Raw genomic sequence first — 20,723 nt, forward strand, 5'->3', positions numbered from 1 at the left:
TTGAGTTAGGAATTACATGACGACGATTCTTCTGAAGGAAAACGAGCCGTTCGAAGTGGCGATTCGCCGCTTTCGTCGCGCAATCGAAAAGAACGGCCTGATCGCAGAACTGCGTGAGCGCCAATCGTACGAAAAGCCGACTACGGCACGTAAGCGCAAGAAGGCTGCTGCTGTGAAGCGCCTGCACAAGCGCCTGCGCAGCCAGATGCTGCCGAAGAAGCTGCACTAAGCAAGCTTCTCGGCACGTCATAACGGCGGTGTGAGCTTCGAAAGAAGCCACACCGCCGTTTTGCTTTGTGGTCGCACTTTGTGGCCGCATTGACGCGGCTTTACCGTGTTGAAGCAGGCCTGCGCCGCGCTCAGGCGTCGCCAGACGACACCTCGCGCGTGGTCAGGCTGCGCTCTTCAACTTGTGTACGGAGAGCCCGAATTGACGCGCGATCGAGTACAGGCGCTCGTCCCATTCCCACGTGCCAAAAACGTCGTGCACGTTTTGCAGGCAACTGAGCAGATCGACGGTGGCCTGATCGTACACATTGATGCGGGAACGCAGCAGCGCTTTCCTCAGCGCTGCCACGCCGACGTCCATATACGCAGGCGCCGCCACGGGCGTCTTGCCGATATAGCGCACGGGCACGCCTTCCATAGCCGTCATATAGTCGCGCAGCTTGATGAAGTTGCCGACAGGGCAGCCGCCACAATAGCCGCGGTAGGCGCCACCTCCGCGTGGCAGTAGTGCTGCGCGCTTCTGGCCGAAAAGGTGGCTCACGGCCCGGTCGAAAATATCCTGATGGGTGAGAAAGGTAAGGGTCTTCATGGTTGGTCTCACGATGCTGCGCGGTGGTTACTCGTTGATGAGCGTCTGATACCAGTATCCAGCCTGCGTTCGTTGGCCAAGCCCCGACTAGCATGGCGAAAAGCCTTCAATTCCGGGCTTTGCCCGCGGCCTTGCAGCGTGACTCAGGCGGCGCTCAAGCAGGCACAAGCAGGCACAAGCAGGCACAAGCAGGCTCTAATCGCAACTGGCTGCCACAAACACGGCGGCGCTCATAACCGTATAACGACCGGCGCCCGTGATAAGCGCAGCAGGGCTTTACCGGATAACGGTTTCGACCGGTGCGCGAGGACCATGCAGGCAGGCGTGCGCCGCCTCCCACGCGCCCGGCACCGTCATCGGATAGTCCCCGCGGCTAACCGGCCTTGCGAGTCCGTCCCTTCTTGCCGAGCGCGGCGCAGCGCGCGCGGCACATACAGGTCAGTTCGTGATCGTTCACCATGCCGACCGCCTGCATGAACGCATAACAGATGGTCGAGCCGACGAACTTGCAGCCATAGCGCTTCAACGCTTTGCTGAGTGCATCGGAAACTTCCGTCGATGCCGGCGCGTGCTTGTACGACGCCCACTCGTTCTGAATCGGCGTGTTGTCGACGAAAGACCAGATGAAGGCGGCGAGCGATCCGTGTTCCGCCCGGATCTGCTGCACGGCGCGCGCATTGATGATGGCAGCCTCGATTTTGCCGCGATGGCGCACGATGCCTTCGTCCGCCACGAGTGTGTCGACGTGCTGCGGCGTGAAGCGCGCGACCTTGTCGATATCGAACTCGGCAAACGCGCGCCGGTAGCCCGCTCGCTTGTTGAGAATCGTCGACCACGAGAGTCCGGCTTGCGCGCCTTCCAGCACGAGCATTTCGAAAAGATGCTGGTCCTCGCGCGACGGCACGCCCCATTCGGTGTCGTGATACTGTGCGAGCGCTTCGCTCGATACCCAATTGCATCGTTGTGTCATTTGGCGCTCCCGGTAGTCATATCGCTCGCCAGCATAGCGGAACGCTTGGGCGTCGCAAGCTAGCCGTTCGGCCAATTGCCGGATCGAAACAGACCTGCCACGCTATGCACATTTCCCACGAAACGCACCTCTCCCAATGAACGAAGACCTATTTCTGATCGGCGTTGACGGCGGCGGCACCGGCACACGCATCGTGCTGGCCGACGCGCACGGGCGCGAGTTGGCGCAGGCGGCAAGTGGGCCGTCGGGTCTGGGCTTGGGCGTCGAACGTGCGTGGCAGGCAATCGCGGCTGGCTGTGCCGACGCATTCGCGCAGGCGGGCGCCGCGCTCGACTGGTCGCGCTGCTTACTGGGTTGCGGCCTCGCGGGCGTGAACAATCGCGACTGGCTGGCGGCATTTCTCGCGCAGGCGCCAGCTTTGGCCGCGCTCGCCGTGGAAAGCGACGCGTACACAACATTGCTTGGCGCGCATGGCAGCGCGTATGGCGTGATTGTCGCGCTTGGCACGGGCAGCGTCGCTGCGGCGGCCGACCGGGACGACGGCCAATACCGGACCGTCAGCGGTTATGGTTTTCCGTCGGGTGACGAAGCGAGTGGCGCCTGGCTCGGAGTGCGAGCCATTGTTCACGCACAGCACGCGCTGGACGGACGGGGGCCGAACGACGACCTCGCGCAGGCGCTCCTCGCCCATGTCGGCGCACGTGATCGCGATGAGCTAGTCGTGTGGCTTTGCGAAGCCAATCAGACCGCCTATGCGAGCCTCGCACGAATCGTGGTGGCGCACCGCGCGCATCCATTCGCCGCGCGGCTGCTCGGCGAAGCGGGGCTTCAGATCGGCAAGATGATTGCCGCGCTCGATCCATCTGGGGCATTGCCTATAGCCTTGTGTGGCGGGCTCGGGGCGCCGTTGCGCGAGTATGTGCCGCAGATCTATCAGGCACGGCTGCGCGAACCGTTGTCCGACTCCGCGCATGGTGGTTTGCAGCTGGCGCAGCGTGAAGCCGCGCGGCTAGTGGGCAACGCGTGAGCCATTGTCTGACCGGCGTCCGGCGTGGGCGCGGGCGTCGCGCCTTCAATGCCGGCGGCACGCGTTCGGGGCCCATCTCGTCATCGACGGTAAAATAGCGCCTTCCACGCTGCTCGCCTGCTCACTATGTATAAAGTCATCGCCACGGATCTCGACGGCACGCTGCTCAATGCCGACCATCAGGTCGACCCGTTCACGGTCGCCACCGTGCGCAAGCTGGAAAGCGACGGCGTGCAATTCGTGATCGCAACGGGCCGCCATTTCTGCGACGTCGCGGGTATTCGCGACATTCTCGGCATCAAGCCGTACCTGATCACGTCGAACGGCGCCCGAATCCATGCGCCCGACAACACTGTGATCCACGCCGACGACCTGCCGCCCGCCATCGTGCAACGTCTCGTGCAGCCCGGAATTGTCGGCGAGCACGGTCGCGTCATCGTCAACCTGTTCGCCGACCAGGCGTGGCTGATCGACCGGGACGCGCCGGAGCTGCTGAAGTTTCATCAGGATTCCGGCTTCACCTATGAAGTCGCCGAACTTCTCGCGCACGACGGCGTCGATATCGCCAAGGTTCTTTACATCGGCGATCCGGCGGATCTGGCCACGGTCGCGGACAATCTCGCACGCGAGTTCGGCGACGCGCTGTATGTGACATATTCGCTGCCGGACTGCCTGGAGGTGATGACGGCGAATGTCTCGAAGGGGCGGGCGTTGCAAATCGTGCTCGAGCGCGTGGGCGTGGACGCTGCGCATTGCGTGGCTTTCGGCGACAACATGAACGATATCGACCTGCTCGAAACGGCCGGCCATCCTTTCATGATGAACAACGCGAATCCCGATCTGATTACACGGCTGCCGAACGTGCCGCGTATCGGCAACAATTTCGAGGCGGGCGTCGCACATCACTTGCGCAAGCTGTTTTCACTCGACGACGAACTGACGGCCTGACGACCGGAGCCTTGAATGTGACCGGCCCGCATCGCACGATGGCAGATGCGGGCCGGTTGACTGCATGCCGGAGGCTCTCCGGCTCTCGTTGCCGACTTAACTACTAGTCCGAATCACTAGTCGTAACCATTAGTCGCGCCATCCGCCACGGCGGTCGCCGTGATCGCGCCGGTCGTCGTGGCCCCAACGGCGGTCGTCCCGATTCCAGCCGTGCTCGTAACGGCGGTCGCCGCGATAATAGTCGCCGCGATCGTAGCGATGGCCCCAGCCGCTACTGCCGTAGTACACCGGTTGCGCTGCTGCGTAGACCGGCGCCGGGCGCGTGTAGACCGGCGCGCCGAGCGACAGCCCGATGTTCAGATCCGTGTGTGCTTGCGCTACACCGCATGCGCCTGCTGCGAGACCTGCGGCAACCAGCAATTGAGTGACGATGCGTTTCATGTTGTTCTCCATCCAAGAGCCTGCTGTGAAGCGACGAGTGTTTGTCGCACAGGTTCAATCTACGCATTGCGCCTCATGAGTACTGCGACCAGATGTTACGGACTGCAAGCATCGTCGCAGGGCTTGAAAGCATCCACTCGCGGCTGCTCGGTGCCGGATCGGCGCCACTCATCCAACGGAAAGCCTGTCGCAGCGGGGCGTTAGGGTAGGCAAGCGGCGCGCGCATCGAATTAGCGGCGACTAAGGCAGGCGTTTGCCGGCATGGCGCGTAATCCCGGCTTACATCTGTATAACGGATTAATCTGGACCTTTCGACGAATCCGCTGAGATGGCCGGGCGTGAAACGTCCGCGAAGATCGCATCTATAAATACTGCGGAAGCTGCTGCCTGACCTCCCCGGAACAGCGCCTTCATAAAAAACGGGCGCCGTAGCGCCCGTTCGAACCCCCAGCCAACCTGTTCCGGCTAGTCCAAAGCCAGCTTCCGCGCGTTCCCGTCGCGGCTTTCTGCCACCAGCGGATACAGCACGCCAGCAATGACGGCGCCGATGATGGGCGCGAGCCAGAACAGCCACAACTGATCCACCGCAGCCCCGCCGACGAAAAGCGCCGGGCCGGTCGAGCGCGCCGGGTTGACCGAGGTGTTCGTCACCGGAATCGAGACAAGGTGAATCAGCGTCAGACATAAGCCGATCGCAATAGGCGCAAAACCGGCCGGTGCGCGTTTGTCAGTCGCTCCGAGGATCACGAAAAGGAAGAAGCCCGTCATAACCGCCTCGCAGACGAATGCCGCGGCGAGCGAGTAGTGGCCCGGCGAGCGCTCGCCATAACCGTTGCTCGCGAAACCGCTCGCGACAAGTTCGAAGCCGGGCTTGCCCGAGGCGATCAATGCCAGCACCGCCGCGCCCAGCACGGCGCCGACCACCTGCGCGACGATGTACGGAAGCAGGTCGCGAGCCGGGAAGCGGCCGGCCACCGTCAGGCCGACGCTGACTGCCGGGTTCAGATGGCAGCCTGAAATGTGGCCGATTGCAAACGCCATGGTCAGCACCGTCAGCCCGAACGCGAGCGACACGCCGACGAAGCCGATGCCGAGGCCATGCACCGGACCGGCAAAGTTTGCGGCCAGGACAGCGCTGCCGCAGCCTCCCAGCACGAGCCAGAAGGTACCGAACAACTCGGCAGCAAGGCGCTTTGACAACTGCATGATTGGTAATCCTAAAATAGTTGATGCTCTGAAAGCACGGACTCTGGGCGCACGCTCCGGGCGGGCGCGTGCCTTTGAGCGCCCAATTCTAGGGAAAGACTCGCCAATCGGGTGTCAAGAATTGTCAATGCCGGGCGGCATTACCGATTATTCCGGGATAAAGCCGTTTTGCAATTCATCAACCTTAATAATTATCAGAAGATACCGTCCTAAATCAGTAATGTTATCCATTGCGAATTTTTATAATTACAGTTAGTCTGCGAAGCGAATGAGATCTAAAAGGGGAGAACCGGAATGTCTCAATATGCAGACCTCAAGGCGCAGATCGCCAAATTGCAGGCACAAGCAGAAGAAGCCCGCCGTACGGAAATCGACAATGTGATAGCCGACATCCGCCAAAAAATCGCCGAATACGGCCTGACTGCACAGGACCTCGGCTTTGCAGTGGCCGCCAAGCGCGGACGCCCGCCCAAGAAGGCGCCGCTGCCGGCTAAATATCAAGACCCGAAAACAGGTAATACCTGGAGCGGCCGCGGAAAACCGCCCAAGTGGATCGTCGGCAAGAACCGTGAACGCTTTTTGATTGGTGCAAGCTGAGTCGTTCGCGAGCGAACGAAAGCGAATTGAAGGATCGGCGCGAGTCCGGGTTTAGTGGGCTGTTCTAATCGGACATGGAAGCGCATCCACATCGCCATTAAAAAAGCCGCCTTTGAGAGGCGGCTTTTCTGTAAATGAAGCGGGATAAGTCCGAGTTACCGTTTGCGCAAACGATTCACGTGGAAAAAATACCTGCGTTCCGCGCGTCAATCGAAAAGCGCTTCAGGTATGTGAACCTGGATGGCTGCGGAGTACTGGCCCGTTAAAAGCACCAGTATCCTGGTCGCGCCGCCATCTTCAGGCTCACCATGCTTCAGCCCACCGCAACGTGGCGCAGCATCGGCCGACGCGAGGCCTCGACCAGCGCCGAGTACGCGTCAACGTAGTTGCGGGCCATCGTCTTCGAACTGAAACGGCGTTCGAACTGCGCGCGGATTTCGCTGCGCGACAACTCGTCGAGACGTTGAAGCGCCGCCACCGCGCCCTGCACGTCTTCTACGATATAGCCGGTCACGCCATGGTCGATCACTTCCGGCACCGAGCCGCGGTTGAACGCGATCACCGGGGTGCCGCACGCCATCGACTCGATCATGACGAGCCCGAACGGCTCGGACCAGTCGATCGGAAACAGCAGCGCCTTGGCACCCGACAGGAACTCGGGCTTTTGCGCTTCGTTGATCTCGCCGACGAACTCGACATGCGCTTGCGACAACAGCGGCTCGATCTCGCGCTTGAAGTAGTCCTGGTCGGCCTTATCCACCTTGGCCGCGATCTTCAGCGGCAAACCGCTCTGTGCAGCGATCTTGATAGCGGTGTCGACACGCTTCTCCGGACAGATCCGGCCCAGGAACGCGAGGTATTCCGGCTTCTTGTGCGCCTGCGGCGTGAGCAACTGCTCGGGCAGTCCGTGATAGATCGTGCTCAACCAGTTTGCCTGCGGCAGCGGCAGGCGCTGCGAATCGGAAATAGATACGACCGGCGCGCCCGGGAACGCGTCGAACACCGGCTGCAATTCAGGCAGGTCGAGGCGGCCGTGCAGCGTGGTCACGAACGGCGTGTCCATTGTCGAAAACAGCGGGAACGGCATGTAGTCGAGGTGGAAGTGCAGCACGTCGAACTCGTGTGCGACCCGGCGCACCTTTTCCATCATCAGGATATGGGGGGCCAGCGCGTCGCGAATCGTCGGATCGAGGCGCAGCGCACGAGGCCAGCACGCGTCGAGCTTCGCGGAGGTCGCCGAGTCGCCGCTCGCAAACAGCGTGACGTCGTGGCCCTCGTCCACCAGTGCCTCGGTGAGGTAGGACACGACACGTTCGGTGCCACCGTACAGTTTCGGCGGGACTGCTTCATACAGCGGCGCAATTTGTGCGATTCGCATGCGTTTCTCCTGTTGAGTACGGCTTCGCACAGCGGCGCTCGGATAGAGCGAGGAGCGAATGCCTGACGGACGGTTGGGCGCGGTAGCCGCCGCCCGGGGGTGCTCCGAATCTGCATCGGGTTATCCCTTAGGTTCATTATCGGGATCGGCCGCGCCAATTCGAGTTATTTTTCAAACGCTTAACCTTGTTACAGCGCGAAACACGAGCCGTTACACACGCTCAGGCAGGCTTCCGGCGCTTTCAGACTGGCTCTGGCGGGGGATGACGAACGTTCCTCGAGCCGCCGCGCTCCGTTACAGCAAGCGGCGAGCCCGCGACCGCAAAGTCCGAAATAATACGGGGCGGTGAAAACGCCTTATAATCCGGCTCACCGTTGAACGGTGCGGCTCGACTGCTTAACCTGCTCACCGCTTCGCACGTCCTCGGAGAGGTCGCGATTCACCGCGCATAACGGCCCTGAACTCCGTGCCCGTTAATCTGCTTAACCGAACCCTAAAACACAGCGCTGTAGGAAAAACTCCTACATGAGTGACGGATCAATCCGTCAAACAAGCTGGGTGTCTGTCCGATTTCGTTTCGCCCCCCCTTTCGAGACAATGCTCGCAAGACTACAAACGAGCCGACCGGCGCGGTTTGACTGCGCGCGTTCGAGCAAACGTTTCCGTAACGGCCTGACCAGCCAGATACACCCCGGGGGAATCATGAGCGCGACAAGCGAAATGCTCAATGAGATCAGAGAAGTCAACCTGTCTTATCTCCTGCTCGCGCAGCGCCTGCTCCGCGAAGACAAGCCGATGGGCATGTTCCGCATGGGGATTTCGGACCAGTTGGCCGACGTGCTCGCCAACCTTTCGTTGGCGCAGACCGTGAAGCTGGCGGCGTCCAATCAGGTGCTGTGCCGCTTCCGTTTCGACGATCACGCCGTGCTGTCCGCGCTCGCGGACAAGGGCAAATCCAGCGCCGTTGCGCAGGCGCACTCCGCGATCCTGATGGCAAGCCAGCCTGTCGAGCAACTCGGCTGATGGCGGTCCGCACAAGGCAAGCAATCGGGACGGGAACGTAAGCGGATGGCCTATAAAAGCGTGGTGCTCGAAGTCAGGGAAATCACCCTGGCCATCGAACTGATCGAACTCGGCGCGCGTCTGCAACTGCTCGAGGCGGAAACCAGCCTGTCGCGCGACCGGCTCATCAAGCTGTACAAGGAACTGAAAGGGGTCTCCCCGCCCAAGGGGATGCTGCCGTTCTCGACCGACTGGTTCATGACGTGGCAGCCGAACTTTCACTCCTCGCTGTTCTACAACATCTACCGCTTCATGGCCGACCATGGCGGCTGCGCGACGATCCAGTCGATCGTGAAGAGCTACCGGCTTTATCTCGAACACGTGCAGTTGCACGAAGACGAACCCGTGCTCAGCCTCACGCGCGCATGGACGCTCGTGCGTTTCTTCGATTCGGGGATGCTGCAGATCACGCCTTGCTGCCGCTGCGGCGGACATTTCGTCGCACACGCTCACGACCCGAAACACGGCTTTGTCTGCGGGCTTTGCCAGCCGCCTTCGCGCGCCGGTAAGACAAAGAAAGTCGCGGACGCCCGCGCCCGCGAGAGCCTCCCTGCGCTCGCCGCCTGACCGCCAGGCGGGCCGCCGCAGTGTGGCCCTCGTCCATCTCCCCGCCCACTGGGCGCTGCCGCCAGGCTGATTACCGCGCCGGGCCTCGCGCATCACGTCTCTCACTGGCCGCGCCCGCCTCTGGTTTACACCGGCGCGGCTAGCCGCTTTTCCGTCAAAGTTTTCTGGTGCGTTGCCGTAAACCAGTTTAACGACGGTCACCGTCGCTTCTTTGTGAGGGCTCCGCAGTGCTGATTTTCGTGGGAACACTCGTGACGCTTTTGTCCGTCTTCGGCGGTTACGCGCTGGAAGGCGGCCATCTCGGCGCGCTGTTGCAGCCCGTTGAAGTGCTGATGATCGTCGGCGCCGGCGTAGGCGCGTTCATCCTCGGAAACGGGATGAAGACGATCAAGGCAACGCTGCGCGTCATTCCGACCCTGTTCAAGGGCGCGAAGTACAACAAGGACGTCTATATGGAGCTGATGGCGCTCCTTTACGTCCTGCTTGCCAAAGCGCGCAAGGAAGGCACGCTGACGCTGGAAGCGGACATCGACGATCCGTCGAAGAGTCCGATCTTCACGCAGTATCCGAAGATTCTCGCTGACCATCACATCATCGAGTTTCTGACCGACTATCTGCGCCTGATGGTGGGCGGCAACATGAATGCGTTCGAAATCGAAAGCCTCATGGACGAGGAGATCGAGACGCATCACCAGGAAGGCGAAGCGCCCGCGCATGCGCTGAACAAGGTGGGCGACGCAATGCCGGCGTTCGGTATCGTGGCCGCGGTGATGGGCGTGGTGCACACCATGGCGTCCGCCGACAAACCGCCGGCGGTACTCGGCGAGATGATTGCGCAGGCGCTGGTCGGCACGTTCCTCGGCATTCTGCTTTCGTACGGGCTGATCGGGCCGCTGGCGAGCGTCGCCGAACAGCGCGTGACCGAGTCGACCAAGATGTTCCAGTGCATCAAGGTGACGATTCTCGCGAGCCTGAATGGCTATGCACCGGCGATCGCCGTCGAGTTCGGCCGCAAGGTGCTCTTCTCGACTGAGCGTCCGTCGTTCGCCGAGCTCGAAGAGCACGTGCGCCGCGTGAAGGCCAAGTAAGGGCGCCGGGAACGAACCGATGAGCAAGGACAAAGACCGCGCCATTGTCGTCAAGCGCGCCGCGCCGAAGAAGGCCGGCCACCACGGCGGCGCCTGGAAGCTCGCGTATGCGGACTTCATGACCGCGATGATGGCGTTCTTCCTGCTGATGTGGCTGCTGAGCTCGGCGTCCACGGTGCAGTTGAAAGGCATCGCGGAGTACTTCAACCAGCCGTTGAAGATCACGCTGTGGGGCGGCGACCGCAGCGCGGAAGACTCGAGCATTCTGAAGGGCGGCGGCCGCGATATCTCGACCGACGCGCAAGGCGTGACGCGCGCAACGGACGGTACGAACAATCGCGCCGAGCGCACGGTCTCGCACAGCAGCGAAGACTCGCTGAAGCAGTTGCAAGGTGAACTGGAGCGACGCGAGCAGGTCCGGTTGCACGATCTGCAAGTGAAGCTGATGGCCGCGATCGAAGCGAATCCCGTGCTGCGCCAGTTCAAGCAGCAGATACGAATCGATTCGACGCTGACCGGCTTGCGCATCGAAATTGTCGACTCGCAAAAGCGGCCGATGTTCGCGACCGCGAGAGATCAGGTCGAGCCGTACATGCGCGACATTCTGCGCGAAATTGGCCACACGCTGAACGATGTGCCGAACCGCATCATCGTGCAAGGACACACCGACGCCGCGCAGTACGCGGGCGGCGAGAAGGGCTACAGCAACTGGGAACTGTCCGCGGACCGCGCGAATGCGTCGCGCCGCGAGCTGATCGCCGGGGGCATGGACGAAGCAAAGGTAATGCGTGTACTCGGCCTCGCGTCGACGCAGAACCTGAACAAGGCGGACGCGATGGATCCGGAAAACCGCCGCATCAGCATCATCGTTCTGAACAGGAAGTCAGAGGAGGCGCTCGACCACGACGACTCTACTACGACGACCTTGTCGGACGATGCAGCCGGCTCGAAGCCGCTGCTGCAAAAACTGGCGCCGCCGGCGACGGCCGCGCCCAAGGTACCGGCGGTAGCGCCGGCGGCTCAGTAACAGAAGGCGGTCGTCCCGCTGCTCCATGCGCCTCACTGGCGCGGAAAAGCGAGGCGACACATAGCGTAAGTGCAGCGAGGTTTTCATGATCAGGCATATCCTGGCAATCGACGATTCGGCATCGATGCGGCAGATTCTTTCCGCGACGCTGACGGCGGCCGGCTATGAGGTGACGCTCGCCGCGGACGGCGCGGAAGGGCTCGAAAACGCGCTCGCCGTGCGGTTCGACCTGGTGTTGACCGATCAGCACATGCCGGGCAAGACCGGCCTCGATCTGATCTCCGAACTGCGCGGCAATCCGGCTTACACGGCGACGCCCATCCTCGTCCTGACGACGGAATCGGGCGAGTCGTTCAAAGCCGCGGCGCGCGAAGCAGGTGCGACCGGCTGGATCGAAAAGCCGCTCGATCCCGACATGCTCACTGAACTGGTGGCGGCGCTGGCCGAGCCAGATCAGGCATAAGCATCAACCTTAGACAAGTTATAGAAGCTCTCGACGCTGCGGCACGGTAGCCCAAGCCTAGACAGGAACTCTCGCGGTGACCCAAGCATGACACTCGACATCACTCAGTTCTATCAGACGTTCTTCGACGAAGCGGACGAACTGCTCGCGCAGATGGAGCAGTTGCTGCTCAATCTGGACATCGCGCACCCAGACCCCGAAGACCTCGCGGCAATTTTCCGCGCGGCACATTCGATCAAGGGCGGCGCGGCGACGTTCGGCTTTACAGCCTTGACGGAGACGACCCACATCCTCGAATCGCTGCTCGACCGTGCGCGCAACAACGAACTCGTGCTGCGCAAGGACATGATCGACACGTTCCTCGAAACCAAGGACGTGTTGTCGGGCCAGCTCGCCGACTACCGCGCGAGCGCAGAGCCCGACGCGGCGGTTGCGAAGGCGATCTGCGCGAAGCTCGAACAGTTGCACGCGGAAAGCCGCGGCGTGGCTGCGCCGGCTGCTGCAGCGCCGGTTGAAGTCGCGGTGGCCGCGCCGATCGAGGAATTCGCAACAGTAGAAGAAGGCAGTCCGCCGGAACACGTCGTCGAACAGGCGGTGCAGGCGGCGGGCGAATGGAATGACGGCGAACCGGCACAGACCGGGCAAGCCGAAGGAACCGGCGACGCGGACGACGCCGCCGGTCCGCATCTGAAAATTACGCTACGGGGCGTTGATGAGAAGGACCAGGAACTCCTTGCCGAAGAGCTGGGTAACCTGGGCAATATCGTCGGGCAGGTCAAGAGCGGCGGCGATCTGACGCTGTGGCTTCAGACCGATGTTACGTCCGACGACATCATCGCCGTGTGCTGTTTCGTGATCGACGAAAGTCAGATCTCGATCGGCCGCGGAACCGCACCGGCGGACGGTGCTCAGCAAGGCGAACCTGGAACGCCCGACGCTGAGCCTTCGTCTCCGGCGCAAGCAGCACCGGCGGCTTCGGCCGCCACAAATACCGCAGCACCCGCGGCGCCTGCCGCGACGGTCGCGCAACCTGCTCCGCCGCCCGCCGCCGAGCCCGCCAAGGCAGCTCCGGCTCCTGCAGCGGCTCAAGCGCCTGCGGCCAGCGCACCGGCCTCCGCTGCCGCGGCAGCCGGCGAGCAGGACCGCAAGGCCGCACGTCCGGCAGCGGCGGCAGGCGGCGCGGAAGGCAGCTCGATTCGAGTGGGCGTCGAAAAGGTCGATCAGCTGATCAACCTGGTCGGCGAACTGGTGATCACGCAGGCGATGCTTGCGGAAACCACCAGCACGTTCGATCCGGCGCTGCACGATCGCCTGTTCAACGGCATGGCGCAGCTCGAGCGCAACGCGCGCGATCTGCAGGAAGCCGTCATGTCGATCCGCATGATGCCGATGGACTACGTGTTCAGCCGCTTCCCGCGTCTCGTGCGCGATCTCGCGGCCAAACTCGGTAAGGAAGTGGAACTCGTCACCTTCGGTCAAGCCACCGAACTCGACAAGAGCCTGATCGAGCGGATCATCGACCCGTTGACCCACCTCGTGCGCAATAGTCTCGACCACGGCATCGAAACCGTGGAAGCGCGGCGCGCGGCGGGCAAGGCTTCGACCGGCCAGCTCGTGCTGTCGGCGGCGCATCACGGCGGCAACATCGTGATTGAAGTCAGCGACGACGGCGCCGGTCTGCGCCGCGACAAGATTCTTGCGAAGGCCGCGAAGCAGGGCATGCAGGTCAGCGAGACGATGACCGACGAGGAAGTCTGGAACCTCATCTTCCTGCCGGGCTTTTCGACGGCGGAGCAGGTCACGGACGTGTCGGGTCGCGGCGTCGGTATGGACGTGGTGAAGCGAAACATCCAGTCGATGGGCGGTCACGTGGAAATCACGTCGCACGCCGGCAAGGGCAGCACCACCCGCATTGTTCTGCCGCTCACGCTGGCGATTCTCGACGGCATGTCCGTCAAGGTCGGCAACGAGATCTTCATTCTGCCGCTGAACTTCGTGATGGAGTCGCTGCAGCCGCAAGCCGAGGACATTTACACGGTCGCCAACGGCGAGCGCGTGGTGCGCGTGCGTGGTGAATATTTGCCGCTCGTCGCGTTGCACGAAGTGTTCAACGTCGACGGAGCAAAGCAGGAGCCGACCCAAGGCATCGTCACCATCATGCAAACCGAAGGGCGTCGCTTTGCGATGCTGATCGACGAACTGGTGGGACAGCAGCAAGTGGTCGTGAAGAACCTCGAAACGAACTACCGCAAGGTGCGCGGCATTTCCGCAGCGACCATTCTCGGCGACGGCCGCGTCGCACTGATCGTGGACGTGGCGGCGCTGAACCGCGAGTCGCGCAATGCGCACGGCGCAATGAGTCTCGCATGATGTCCGTCAAATTCGCCGTAACACTCACTCAACTTAATTTATCCCAACCGTTTGGGGGCTAACGTGGCAGAAGTTCAATCCATCAATTCGAGCGTCGCGAACGCGACGAATGGTCGCCGCGATGCGCAGCAGGCCGACGCCGGCGGTCAGGAATTCCTCGTCTTTACGCTCGGCGCCGAAGAATACGGCATCGACATTCTGAAGGTGCAGGAAATCCGCGGCTACGACAACGTGACGCGCATCGCGAATGCGCCCGAGTTCATCAAGGGCGTCATCAATCTGCGCGGCATCATCGTGCCGATCGTCGACATGCGCATCAAGTTCCATCTGGGCCGCGTCGAGTACGACCATCAGACCGTCGTGATCATCCTGAACGTCGCGCATCGCGTGGTCGGCATGGTGGTGGACGGCGTGTCCGACGTGTTGACGCTTGCCATCGACCAGATCATGCCGGCGCCGGAATTCGGCGCGACGCTGACGACCGAGTACCTCACGGGTCTCGGCACCGTCGACGGCCGCATGCTGATCCTGATGGACATCGAGAAGCTGATGACGAGCCGCGAGATGGCGCTCATCGAAACGCTCGGCGTCTAATAGCCGCGGCGTTCAGAAAAGTTAGTGACAGGGAGCATTGAAATGCTAAGCAGGTGGTCGATTCGCACATCGCTCACGCTAGTGGGGATCATTCTCGTCGCGCTGACCATGGTGGTCGGCGTGCTTGGGCTGACGGCGCTCGGCAGCGCGAGCAAGTCGCTCGACCGCATCGCGCGCGGCGATCTGGTGGCGATTCATGCGCTCGACGACGCTTCGGCATACCTGCTGCGCTCGCGTGTTTCGCTGGACCGCTTTACCGCGCTGACAGCCGCTGGCGACACTGAAACGGCCAGGAAGGTTCTGGACCGCGCAGTGGAGCTGTACGGCTTCAGCAACAAAAACTGGCAGACCTACGTCGACGCGCCGAAGACCGGCGTCGACCAGGCGCAGATGGACGAACTGCTCGCGCGCCGCAAGGCGCTCGTGGGCGACGGCATGGAGCCGGAGTTCGCGGCGTTGCGAGCAAACGATATGGCCGCGTACCACGCGATCGCCGATACGAAGATCAGCCCGATGTTCGTCTCGTACGACAACGCGGCGTCGGTGGTCATCAAGAGCTTGCAGCAACAGGCGGTGGAGCAGCAGGCCGATGCGCAGTCGAACATCTCGTTGATGACGACGCTGATCGTCGCGTTCGCCGCACTCGCGCTGCTGCTCGTGATCGGTCTGCGTTTCGCGCTGCGCGGCCTCATCGTGCAGCCGCTTCAGGACGCAACCGAATGCTTCGAGCGGATTGCCGCGGGCGATCTGTCGGAAGCGATCGAGGTTAAAAGCCGCAACGAAATCGGCCGCCTCTTTGCCGGCATCAAACGGATGCAGGAAAGCATGGCGTCGATGGTCACCGCGGTTCGCAGCAGCACCGAGTCGATCGACACCGGCGCGCGCGAAATCGCGATGGGCAACACCGATCTGTCGCAGCGTACCGAGCAGCAAGCCGCCTCGTTGCAGGAAACCGCATCGAGCATGGAGCAACTCACGGGGACCGTGCGCCAGAACGCCGAGAATGCGCGCCAGGCGAGTCAGCTCGCTGTGAACGCGTCCGACATCGCGACGCGCGGCGGCGAGGTGGTGAGCCAGGTCGTCACGACGATGCAGGACATCGCGAGCAGTTCGAGCAAGGTTGTCGACATCATCGGCGTGATTGAAGGCATTGCATTCCAGACCAACATTCTGGCGCTGAACGCGGCGGTGGAAGCGGCGCGTGCCGGCGAACAGGGCCGCGGCTTTGCGGTCGTGGCCGGCGAAGTGCGCAGCCTTGCCCAACGCAGCGCGAGTGCCGCGAAGGAAATCAAGGAACTGATCGGCGACTCGACCGACAAGGTGCAAAGCGGTTCGGCACTCGTCGGACGTGCCGGTACGACGATGGACGAGATCGTGCAGGCCGTGCGCCGCGTGACCGACATCATGGGCGAAATCAGCGCGGCGTCCGAGGAGCAATCGGGCGGCATCGAACAGGTGAATCGCGCGGTCGTGCAGATGGACGAGGTGACGCAGCAGAACGCCGCGCTCGTCGAAGAAGCGGCGGCAGCGGCAGGGTCGCTCGAAGATCAGACGCGTCAGTTGCAAGCGGTGCTGAGCGGCTGGAAAGTCGCCAGCAGCCCGGCTCGCAGTTTCGCCGCGCAGGCCGAGCCGCAGGTGAAGGCGCGGGCAGCGGTCAGCAAGAGCAAGACAGTCGCGAAGAGCGCACCGCGACCGGCGCAGCCCGCAGCAAATCCAGCAGCAAGCGCAGCAACAAGCGCAGCAGCAACGGCAAATGCAGTAACGGCAGGCGGCACCGCTTCCGCTTCGGGCAATCACGAAGCAGGCGCGGCGCGCGTCGAACCGGCGCTCAAGCCGAAGACGCCGCCCGCGGCACTCGTACCCGCACCACGGCCGGCTGCCGCCAGCGTAGCGTCGGCGGGCTCTGACGCGGACTGGGAAACGTTTTAAGAAATGACGAAGAAACATGCAGTCATTCGGTATCTCGCTCCATGTGGCGCGAATCATCGGAGCACGCTCCTACAGCGTGTCGCGGGCCGACTGCAGGGTAGTGAAACTTGCGGGCGGGCGCGACCCCGCAAAAACAGTCCCTTGCTCGCCGGCAGTTCCGTCGCGCAAGCGTGATGGCTCGTATCGCAGGCAGGAACTTTCATGATGGCAACGCGCGCACAGCAACGCACCGACCGGGCAGAACCGGTCCGATCCGGCGAACAGGGACGTGATTTCGATTTCACGTCGGCGGACTTCACACGCATTCGCGAGCTGATTCACCGCAGCGCCGGCATCTCGCTCTCCGATCACAAGCGCGATATGGCGTATAGCCGTCTCGCCCGGAGGCTGCGCGCCCGTGGCCTCGACTCGTTCAAGCAATACCTCGATCTGCTCGAAGCGGAAAACGATCCCGCCGAGTGGGAAGCATTCACGAATGCGCTCACGACGAACCTGACCGCGTTTTTCCGCGAGGCGCATCACTTTCCGATCCTGGCCGATTTCGTGCCGCGCCGCGCGCAGCCGGTTTCGGTGTGGTGCTCGGCGGCCTCGACTGGTGAGGAGCCGTATTCGATCGCCATGACGCTGATCGAAGCGCTCGGGGAGACCGGCGCGCGTCAGGCCACGGTGCTCGCGACCGACATCGACACGCAAGTGCTCGCGAAAGCCGAGGCCGGTATGTACCAGTTCGACCAGGTGAAGCACCTTTCGCCCGAGCGGCTCAAGCGCTTTTTCCTGAAGGGCACGGGCGCGCATGCGGGCATGGTCAAGGTGCGTCCGCAAGTGCGTGCGATGGTGCGCTTCGAGCAATTGAACCTCACCGACCGCGACTACCAGTTGCGCACGCAGTTCGACGCGATCTTCTGCCGCAACGTGATGATCTATTTCGACAAGCCGACGCAAGCTCAGGTGCTGAGCCGCTTCGAGCCGTTGATGAAGTCGGGCGGCCTGCTGTTCGCAGGCCACTCGGAAAACTTCACCTACGTCACGCAGGCTTTCAAGCTGCGCGGCCAGACCGTCTATGAACTGACGCGCGATGCTGCAGGCGCGCGCGCACCGGCACGCACGCCGGCGACGAGCGGGGTGACGGTATGAGCAGCGCCTTGCCTATCGCGACCAATCTCTATTACGACAACCACTTCCAACGCCCTGGCGTGAAGCTGTTGCCGAACGAGTTCTACACCACGCACGACGACATGGTGCTCGTCACCGTACTCGGTTCGTGCGTCGCGGCCTGCATTCAGGACCGCACGGCCGGCATAGGCGGCATGAATCACTTCATGTTGCCCGACGACGGCGCGGAAGTCGGTCAGCCCGCGTCCGATTCGATGCGCTACGGCGCCTATGCGATGGAAGTGCTGATCAACGAACTCATCAAGGCGGGCGGTCGGCGCGACCGTTTCGAAGCGAAGGTGTTCGGCGGCGGCGCAGTGCTCGCGGGCATGACGACGATCAACATCGGCGATCGCAATTCGGAATTCGTGCGCCGCTATCTCGCGCTCGAAAAAATTCGCATCGTCGCAGAGGATTTGCAGGGCTCGCATCCGCGCAAGGTGGCATTCATGCCGCGCACCGGTCAGGTCATGGTGAAGAAGCTGCGTCTGCAGCAGGACCCGGGTGTGGCCGAGCGCGAACAGGCGCTCGTGCGGCAAACCGCCGAAGCGCGCGCCGAGCGGCTTGCCGCCGCGAGAAAGCGGGTCGAACTGTTTTCAGCGCCAGCTGCCACGAAGCCGAAGATCGAACTGTTTGGCTCAAGCGGTGGCTCGGGCAACGGCTCAGGCAGCACAACAGCGAATGGCGCGGGCGCGCCAAGATCGCGCATCGAACTGTTCGGCTCGACCCCGCGCCCGACTAATTCAACAAACGCCAGAACCGCAGAGGAGGCGTGAGCGCTGTGCAAAAGATCAAAGTATTGTGCGTCGACGATTCGGCGCTGATCCGCAGCTTGATGACGGAAATCATCAATAGCCAGCCGGACATGACCGTGGTTGCAACCGCTCCCGACCCGCTGGTCGCGCGCGAGCTCATCAAGCAGCACAACCCCGATGTGTTGACGCTCGACGTCGAAATGCCGCGCATGGACGGTCTCGATTTCCTCGAGAAGCTGATGCGTTTGCGTCCGATGCCGGTCGTGATGGTGTCCTCGCTGACCGAGCGCGGCAACGAAATCACGCTGCGCGCGCTGGAACTCGGCGCGGTCGATTTCGTGACGAAGCCGAAGGTCGGCATTCGCGACGGCATGCTCGACTATTCGGAAAAGCTCGCCGACAAGATTCGCGCCGCGGCGCGCGCTCGTGTGCGCCAGGCCGCGCCGGTGCATCATGCGCCGGCTGCCGCCGGACATGCGCCTGTCGGCGCGGCGCCGCTTTTCAACAATCCGCTGCTGAGTACCGAGAAGCTGATCATCGTCGGCGCGTCGACGGGCGGCACGGAAGCCATCCGCGAAGTGCTCGTGCCGCTGCCTCCGGATGCACCGGCAGTGCTGATCGCGCAGCATATGCCGCCGGGTTTCACAAAATCTTTTGCGCAACGCCTCAATGGTTTGTGCCGGATTACCGTTAAAGAGGCAGAGCATGGCGAACGTGTGCTGCCGGGACATGCGTATATCGCCCCAGGCCACGCTCACCTGCTGCTTGCCCGTAGCGGTGCGAACTACATCGCGCATCTGTCGGATGATCCGCCGGTGAACCGGCATCGTCCTTCGGTGGACGTGCTCTTCCGTTCCGCCGCGCAGCACGCGGGCAAGAATGCGGTCGGAGTGATCCTGACAGGAATGGGGCGCGATGGCGCCGCAGGTCTGCTGGATATGAAAAAGGCAGGGGCTTACACCCTTGCGCAGGACGAGGCGAGCTGCATCGTGTTCGGCATGCCGCGTGAAGCGATTGCGCTGGGCGCGGCCGACGAAATCGCGTCGCTGCCGGATATGTGCCGGCGCGTAATGGCGCGGCTTGCGTCGATGGGCGATCGCGTTCAGCGGGTATGATGCGCCGTTCGAATTGAGGCGGTCACACGCCGCACCGTGAATCAAGTAAAGGGAATCAAATGGATAAGGCAATGAAGTTTCTGGTTGTTGACGATTTTCCGACGATGCGCCGGATCGTTCGCAACCTCCTGAAAGAGCTGGGCTACGGCAACGTGGACGAAGCCGAAGACGGCCAGGCCGGTCTCGCCCGCTTGCGCGGCGGCACGTACGACTTCGTGATCTCCGACTGGAACATGCCGAACCTCGATGGTCTCGCCATGCTCAAGGAGATCCGCGCCGACGCCAACCTCAAGCACCTGCCGGTGCTGATGGTGACGGCCGAGTCGAAGAAGGAAAACATTATCGCGGCGGCTCAGGCCGGCGCGAGCGGTTATGTCGTAAAGCCGTTCACGGCCGCGACGCTGGACGAGAAGCTCAACAAGATTCTCGAAAAGATGGCCAAGACCGGGAGCTGATGTGAACCTGCCGACCAATGCACAAGGCGCTGAAGCGGTCAACGAGAGCGGCGACTTCGCGTCAGACCGCATTCTTGCCCGCATTGGACAACTGACACGTACGCTGCGTGATTCGATGCGCGAGCTGGGCCTCGACAAGCATGTCGAGCGCGCGGCCGAAGCCGTACCCGATGCACGCGACCGTCTGAAGTACATCGCGAACATGACCGAGCAGGCCGCCGAGCGCGTGCTGGGCTCGATCGATGTGGCGAAGCCGATCCAGGAACAGTTGCAGAAAGACGCCGGCGAACTCGACGCGCGTTGGGAGCAATGGTACGCGGCGCCGATCGAACGCGCGGAAGTGCGCGCGCTGATGAACGATACGCGCGAATTCCTGCGCGGCGTGCCCGCAGCAACCACGGCGACCAATTCGCAGCTCATGGAGATCATGCTGGCGCAGGATTTCCAGGATCTGACCGGTCAGGTGATCAAAAAGATCACTGACGTCGTGTACCTGATCGAGCAGCAGTTGCTCGGCGTGCTCGTCGAAAACATCGCGCTCGAGCGGCGCGAGCAGTTCGCGGCGCATGCTGCGGCGCTGGTCGCCGAAGCATCTCCGACCGGCAGCCCCGAGCATCTGCTGAACGGTCCGCAGATCAATCCGGAAGGCAAGACCGACGTCGTGCAGGACCAGTCGCAGGTCGACGATCTGCTCGCCAGCCTCGGTTTCTGAGCGGTCCGCGCCCTTGCGGCGCGAGGCCAGCCAGTATGAATAGCAAGGCG

The 20,723-nt window shown here is 62.5% G+C and carries 22 protein-coding genes; 17 read left to right on the top strand and 5 right to left on the bottom strand.

Annotated elements, in window-relative coordinates; all coding sequences use genetic code 11:
- Positions 1-16 precede the first annotated feature (16 nt).
- On the top strand, positions 17-229 hold the full coding sequence (gene rpsU, locus ACTJLB_RS02890; protein ID WP_006050883.1) for a 30S ribosomal protein S21: 213 nt from the start codon (positions 17-19) through the stop codon (positions 227-229).
- Between the two features lie 162 nt (positions 230-391).
- On the opposite strand, the gene ACTJLB_RS02895 is transcribed toward rpsU, so the two are convergent.
- Both ACTJLB_RS02895 and ACTJLB_RS02900 read right to left on the bottom strand, forming a co-directional pair.
- Entirely contained in the window at positions 392-817 is a 426-nt protein-coding gene (locus ACTJLB_RS02895) for a hypothetical protein (RefSeq protein ID WP_440782427.1), read from the bottom strand.
- 373 nt (positions 818-1,190) lie between these two features.
- Entirely contained in the window at positions 1,191-1,787 is a 597-nt protein-coding gene (locus ACTJLB_RS02900; RefSeq protein ID WP_440782428.1) for a DNA-3-methyladenine glycosylase I, read from the bottom strand.
- A 136-nt stretch (positions 1,788-1,923) separates the two neighbouring features.
- On the opposite strand from ACTJLB_RS02900, the gene ACTJLB_RS02905 reads away from it, so the two are divergent.
- On the top strand, positions 1,924-2,814 hold the full coding sequence (locus ACTJLB_RS02905; RefSeq protein WP_440782429.1) for a BadF/BadG/BcrA/BcrD ATPase family protein: 891 nt from the start codon (positions 1,924-1,926) through the stop codon (positions 2,812-2,814).
- A 126-nt stretch (positions 2,815-2,940) separates the two neighbouring features.
- Positions 2,941-3,762 carry a Cof-type HAD-IIB family hydrolase gene (locus ACTJLB_RS02910; RefSeq protein WP_408421229.1) on the top strand — a complete coding sequence of 274 codons (822 nt, stop codon included), beginning with the start codon at positions 2,941-2,943 and terminating at the stop codon, positions 3,760-3,762.
- A 129-nt stretch (positions 3,763-3,891) separates the two neighbouring features.
- Here ACTJLB_RS02910 and ACTJLB_RS02915 read toward each other — a convergent pair whose 3' ends face one another.
- Together ACTJLB_RS02915 and aqpZ are read right to left on the bottom strand one after the other, a co-directional pair.
- Positions 3,892-4,203, bottom strand: coding sequence for a PXPV repeat protein (locus ACTJLB_RS02915; RefSeq protein ID WP_440782431.1), 312 nt, complete (start codon positions 4,201-4,203; stop codon positions 3,892-3,894).
- Positions 4,204-4,668: 465 nt separating this feature from the next.
- The gene (gene aqpZ / locus ACTJLB_RS02920; protein WP_440782432.1) at positions 4,669-5,409 is read right to left on the bottom strand and encodes an aquaporin Z; all 741 of its coding nucleotides are present in this window, start codon (positions 5,407-5,409) and stop codon (positions 4,669-4,671) included.
- A gap of 294 nt (positions 5,410-5,703) precedes the next feature.
- On the opposite strand from aqpZ, the gene ACTJLB_RS02925 reads away from it, so the two are divergent.
- On the top strand, positions 5,704-6,006 hold the full coding sequence (locus tag ACTJLB_RS02925; protein WP_006050891.1) for an H-NS histone family protein: 303 nt from the start codon (positions 5,704-5,706) through the stop codon (positions 6,004-6,006).
- 313 nt (positions 6,007-6,319) lie between these two features.
- Here the strand turns inward: ACTJLB_RS02925 and ACTJLB_RS02930 are convergent, their stop codons facing one another.
- The gene (locus ACTJLB_RS02930; RefSeq protein WP_440782433.1) at positions 6,320-7,384 is read right to left on the bottom strand and encodes a glycosyltransferase family 4 protein; all 1,065 of its coding nucleotides are present in this window, start codon (positions 7,382-7,384) and stop codon (positions 6,320-6,322) included.
- A 702-nt stretch (positions 7,385-8,086) separates the two neighbouring features.
- On the opposite strand from ACTJLB_RS02930, the gene flhD reads away from it, so the two are divergent.
- The 13 genes from flhD (at position 8,087) to cheZ (ending at position 20,673) form a co-directional block, all read left to right on the top strand.
- Positions 8,087-8,407 carry a flagellar transcriptional regulator FlhD gene (gene flhD, locus ACTJLB_RS02935; protein ID WP_006050893.1) on the top strand — a complete coding sequence of 107 codons (321 nt, stop codon included), beginning with the start codon at positions 8,087-8,089 and terminating at the stop codon, positions 8,405-8,407.
- A gap of 45 nt (positions 8,408-8,452) precedes the next feature.
- Positions 8,453-9,013 (top strand): flagellar transcriptional regulator FlhC, encoded by a 561-nt coding sequence (flhC, locus tag ACTJLB_RS02940; protein ID WP_440782434.1) that lies wholly within the window; start codon positions 8,453-8,455, stop codon positions 9,011-9,013.
- A 227-nt stretch (positions 9,014-9,240) separates the two neighbouring features.
- The gene (motA, locus tag ACTJLB_RS02945; protein WP_006050895.1) at positions 9,241-10,101 is read left to right on the top strand and encodes a flagellar motor stator protein MotA; all 861 of its coding nucleotides are present in this window, start codon (positions 9,241-9,243) and stop codon (positions 10,099-10,101) included.
- 19 nt (positions 10,102-10,120) lie between these two features.
- Positions 10,121-11,128 (top strand): flagellar motor protein MotB, encoded by a 1,008-nt coding sequence (gene motB / locus ACTJLB_RS02950; protein ID WP_440782435.1) that lies wholly within the window; start codon positions 10,121-10,123, stop codon positions 11,126-11,128.
- Between the two features lie 85 nt (positions 11,129-11,213).
- Positions 11,214-11,591, top strand: a complete 378-nt coding sequence (locus ACTJLB_RS02955; protein ID WP_020070725.1) for a response regulator — start codon at positions 11,214-11,216, stop codon at positions 11,589-11,591.
- A gap of 87 nt (positions 11,592-11,678) precedes the next feature.
- A complete protein-coding gene (gene cheA, locus ACTJLB_RS02960) occupies positions 11,679-13,961 on the top strand; it encodes a chemotaxis protein CheA (protein ID WP_440782436.1) in 2,283 nt (760 codons plus the stop codon).
- Positions 13,962-14,024: 63 nt separating this feature from the next.
- Positions 14,025-14,555 (top strand): chemotaxis protein CheW, encoded by a 531-nt coding sequence (locus ACTJLB_RS02965; protein WP_020070727.1) that lies wholly within the window; start codon positions 14,025-14,027, stop codon positions 14,553-14,555.
- 42 nt (positions 14,556-14,597) lie between these two features.
- Positions 14,598-16,484 (top strand): methyl-accepting chemotaxis protein, encoded by a 1,887-nt coding sequence (locus tag ACTJLB_RS02970; RefSeq protein ID WP_440782437.1) that lies wholly within the window; start codon positions 14,598-14,600, stop codon positions 16,482-16,484.
- Positions 16,485-16,685: 201 nt separating this feature from the next.
- Positions 16,686-17,618 (top strand): CheR family methyltransferase, encoded by a 933-nt coding sequence (locus ACTJLB_RS02975; RefSeq protein WP_020070729.1) that lies wholly within the window; start codon positions 16,686-16,688, stop codon positions 17,616-17,618.
- A complete protein-coding gene (gene cheD / locus ACTJLB_RS02980) occupies positions 17,615-18,412 on the top strand; it encodes a chemoreceptor glutamine deamidase CheD (protein WP_440782438.1) in 798 nt (265 codons plus the stop codon). The genes ACTJLB_RS02975 and cheD overlap by 4 nt, the downstream gene beginning before the upstream one ends.
- Positions 18,413-18,417: 5 nt before the next feature.
- Positions 18,418-19,506 (top strand): protein-glutamate methylesterase/protein-glutamine glutaminase, encoded by a 1,089-nt coding sequence (locus ACTJLB_RS02985; protein ID WP_027776958.1) that lies wholly within the window; start codon positions 18,418-18,420, stop codon positions 19,504-19,506.
- Positions 19,507-19,565: 59 nt separating this feature from the next.
- The gene (cheY, locus tag ACTJLB_RS02990; protein ID WP_006050905.1) at positions 19,566-19,961 is read left to right on the top strand and encodes a chemotaxis response regulator CheY; all 396 of its coding nucleotides are present in this window, start codon (positions 19,566-19,568) and stop codon (positions 19,959-19,961) included.
- A 1-nt stretch (position 19,962) separates the two neighbouring features.
- On the top strand, positions 19,963-20,673 hold the full coding sequence (gene cheZ / locus ACTJLB_RS02995; protein ID WP_440782439.1) for a protein phosphatase CheZ: 711 nt from the start codon (positions 19,963-19,965) through the stop codon (positions 20,671-20,673).
- The last annotated feature ends 50 nt before the right edge of the window (positions 20,674-20,723 follow it).

Origin of the sequence: Paraburkholderia sp. 22098 (assembly GCF_052045935.1) — a bacterium.
Lineage (GTDB): Bacteria > Pseudomonadota > Gammaproteobacteria > Burkholderiales > Burkholderiaceae > Paraburkholderia > Paraburkholderia caledonica.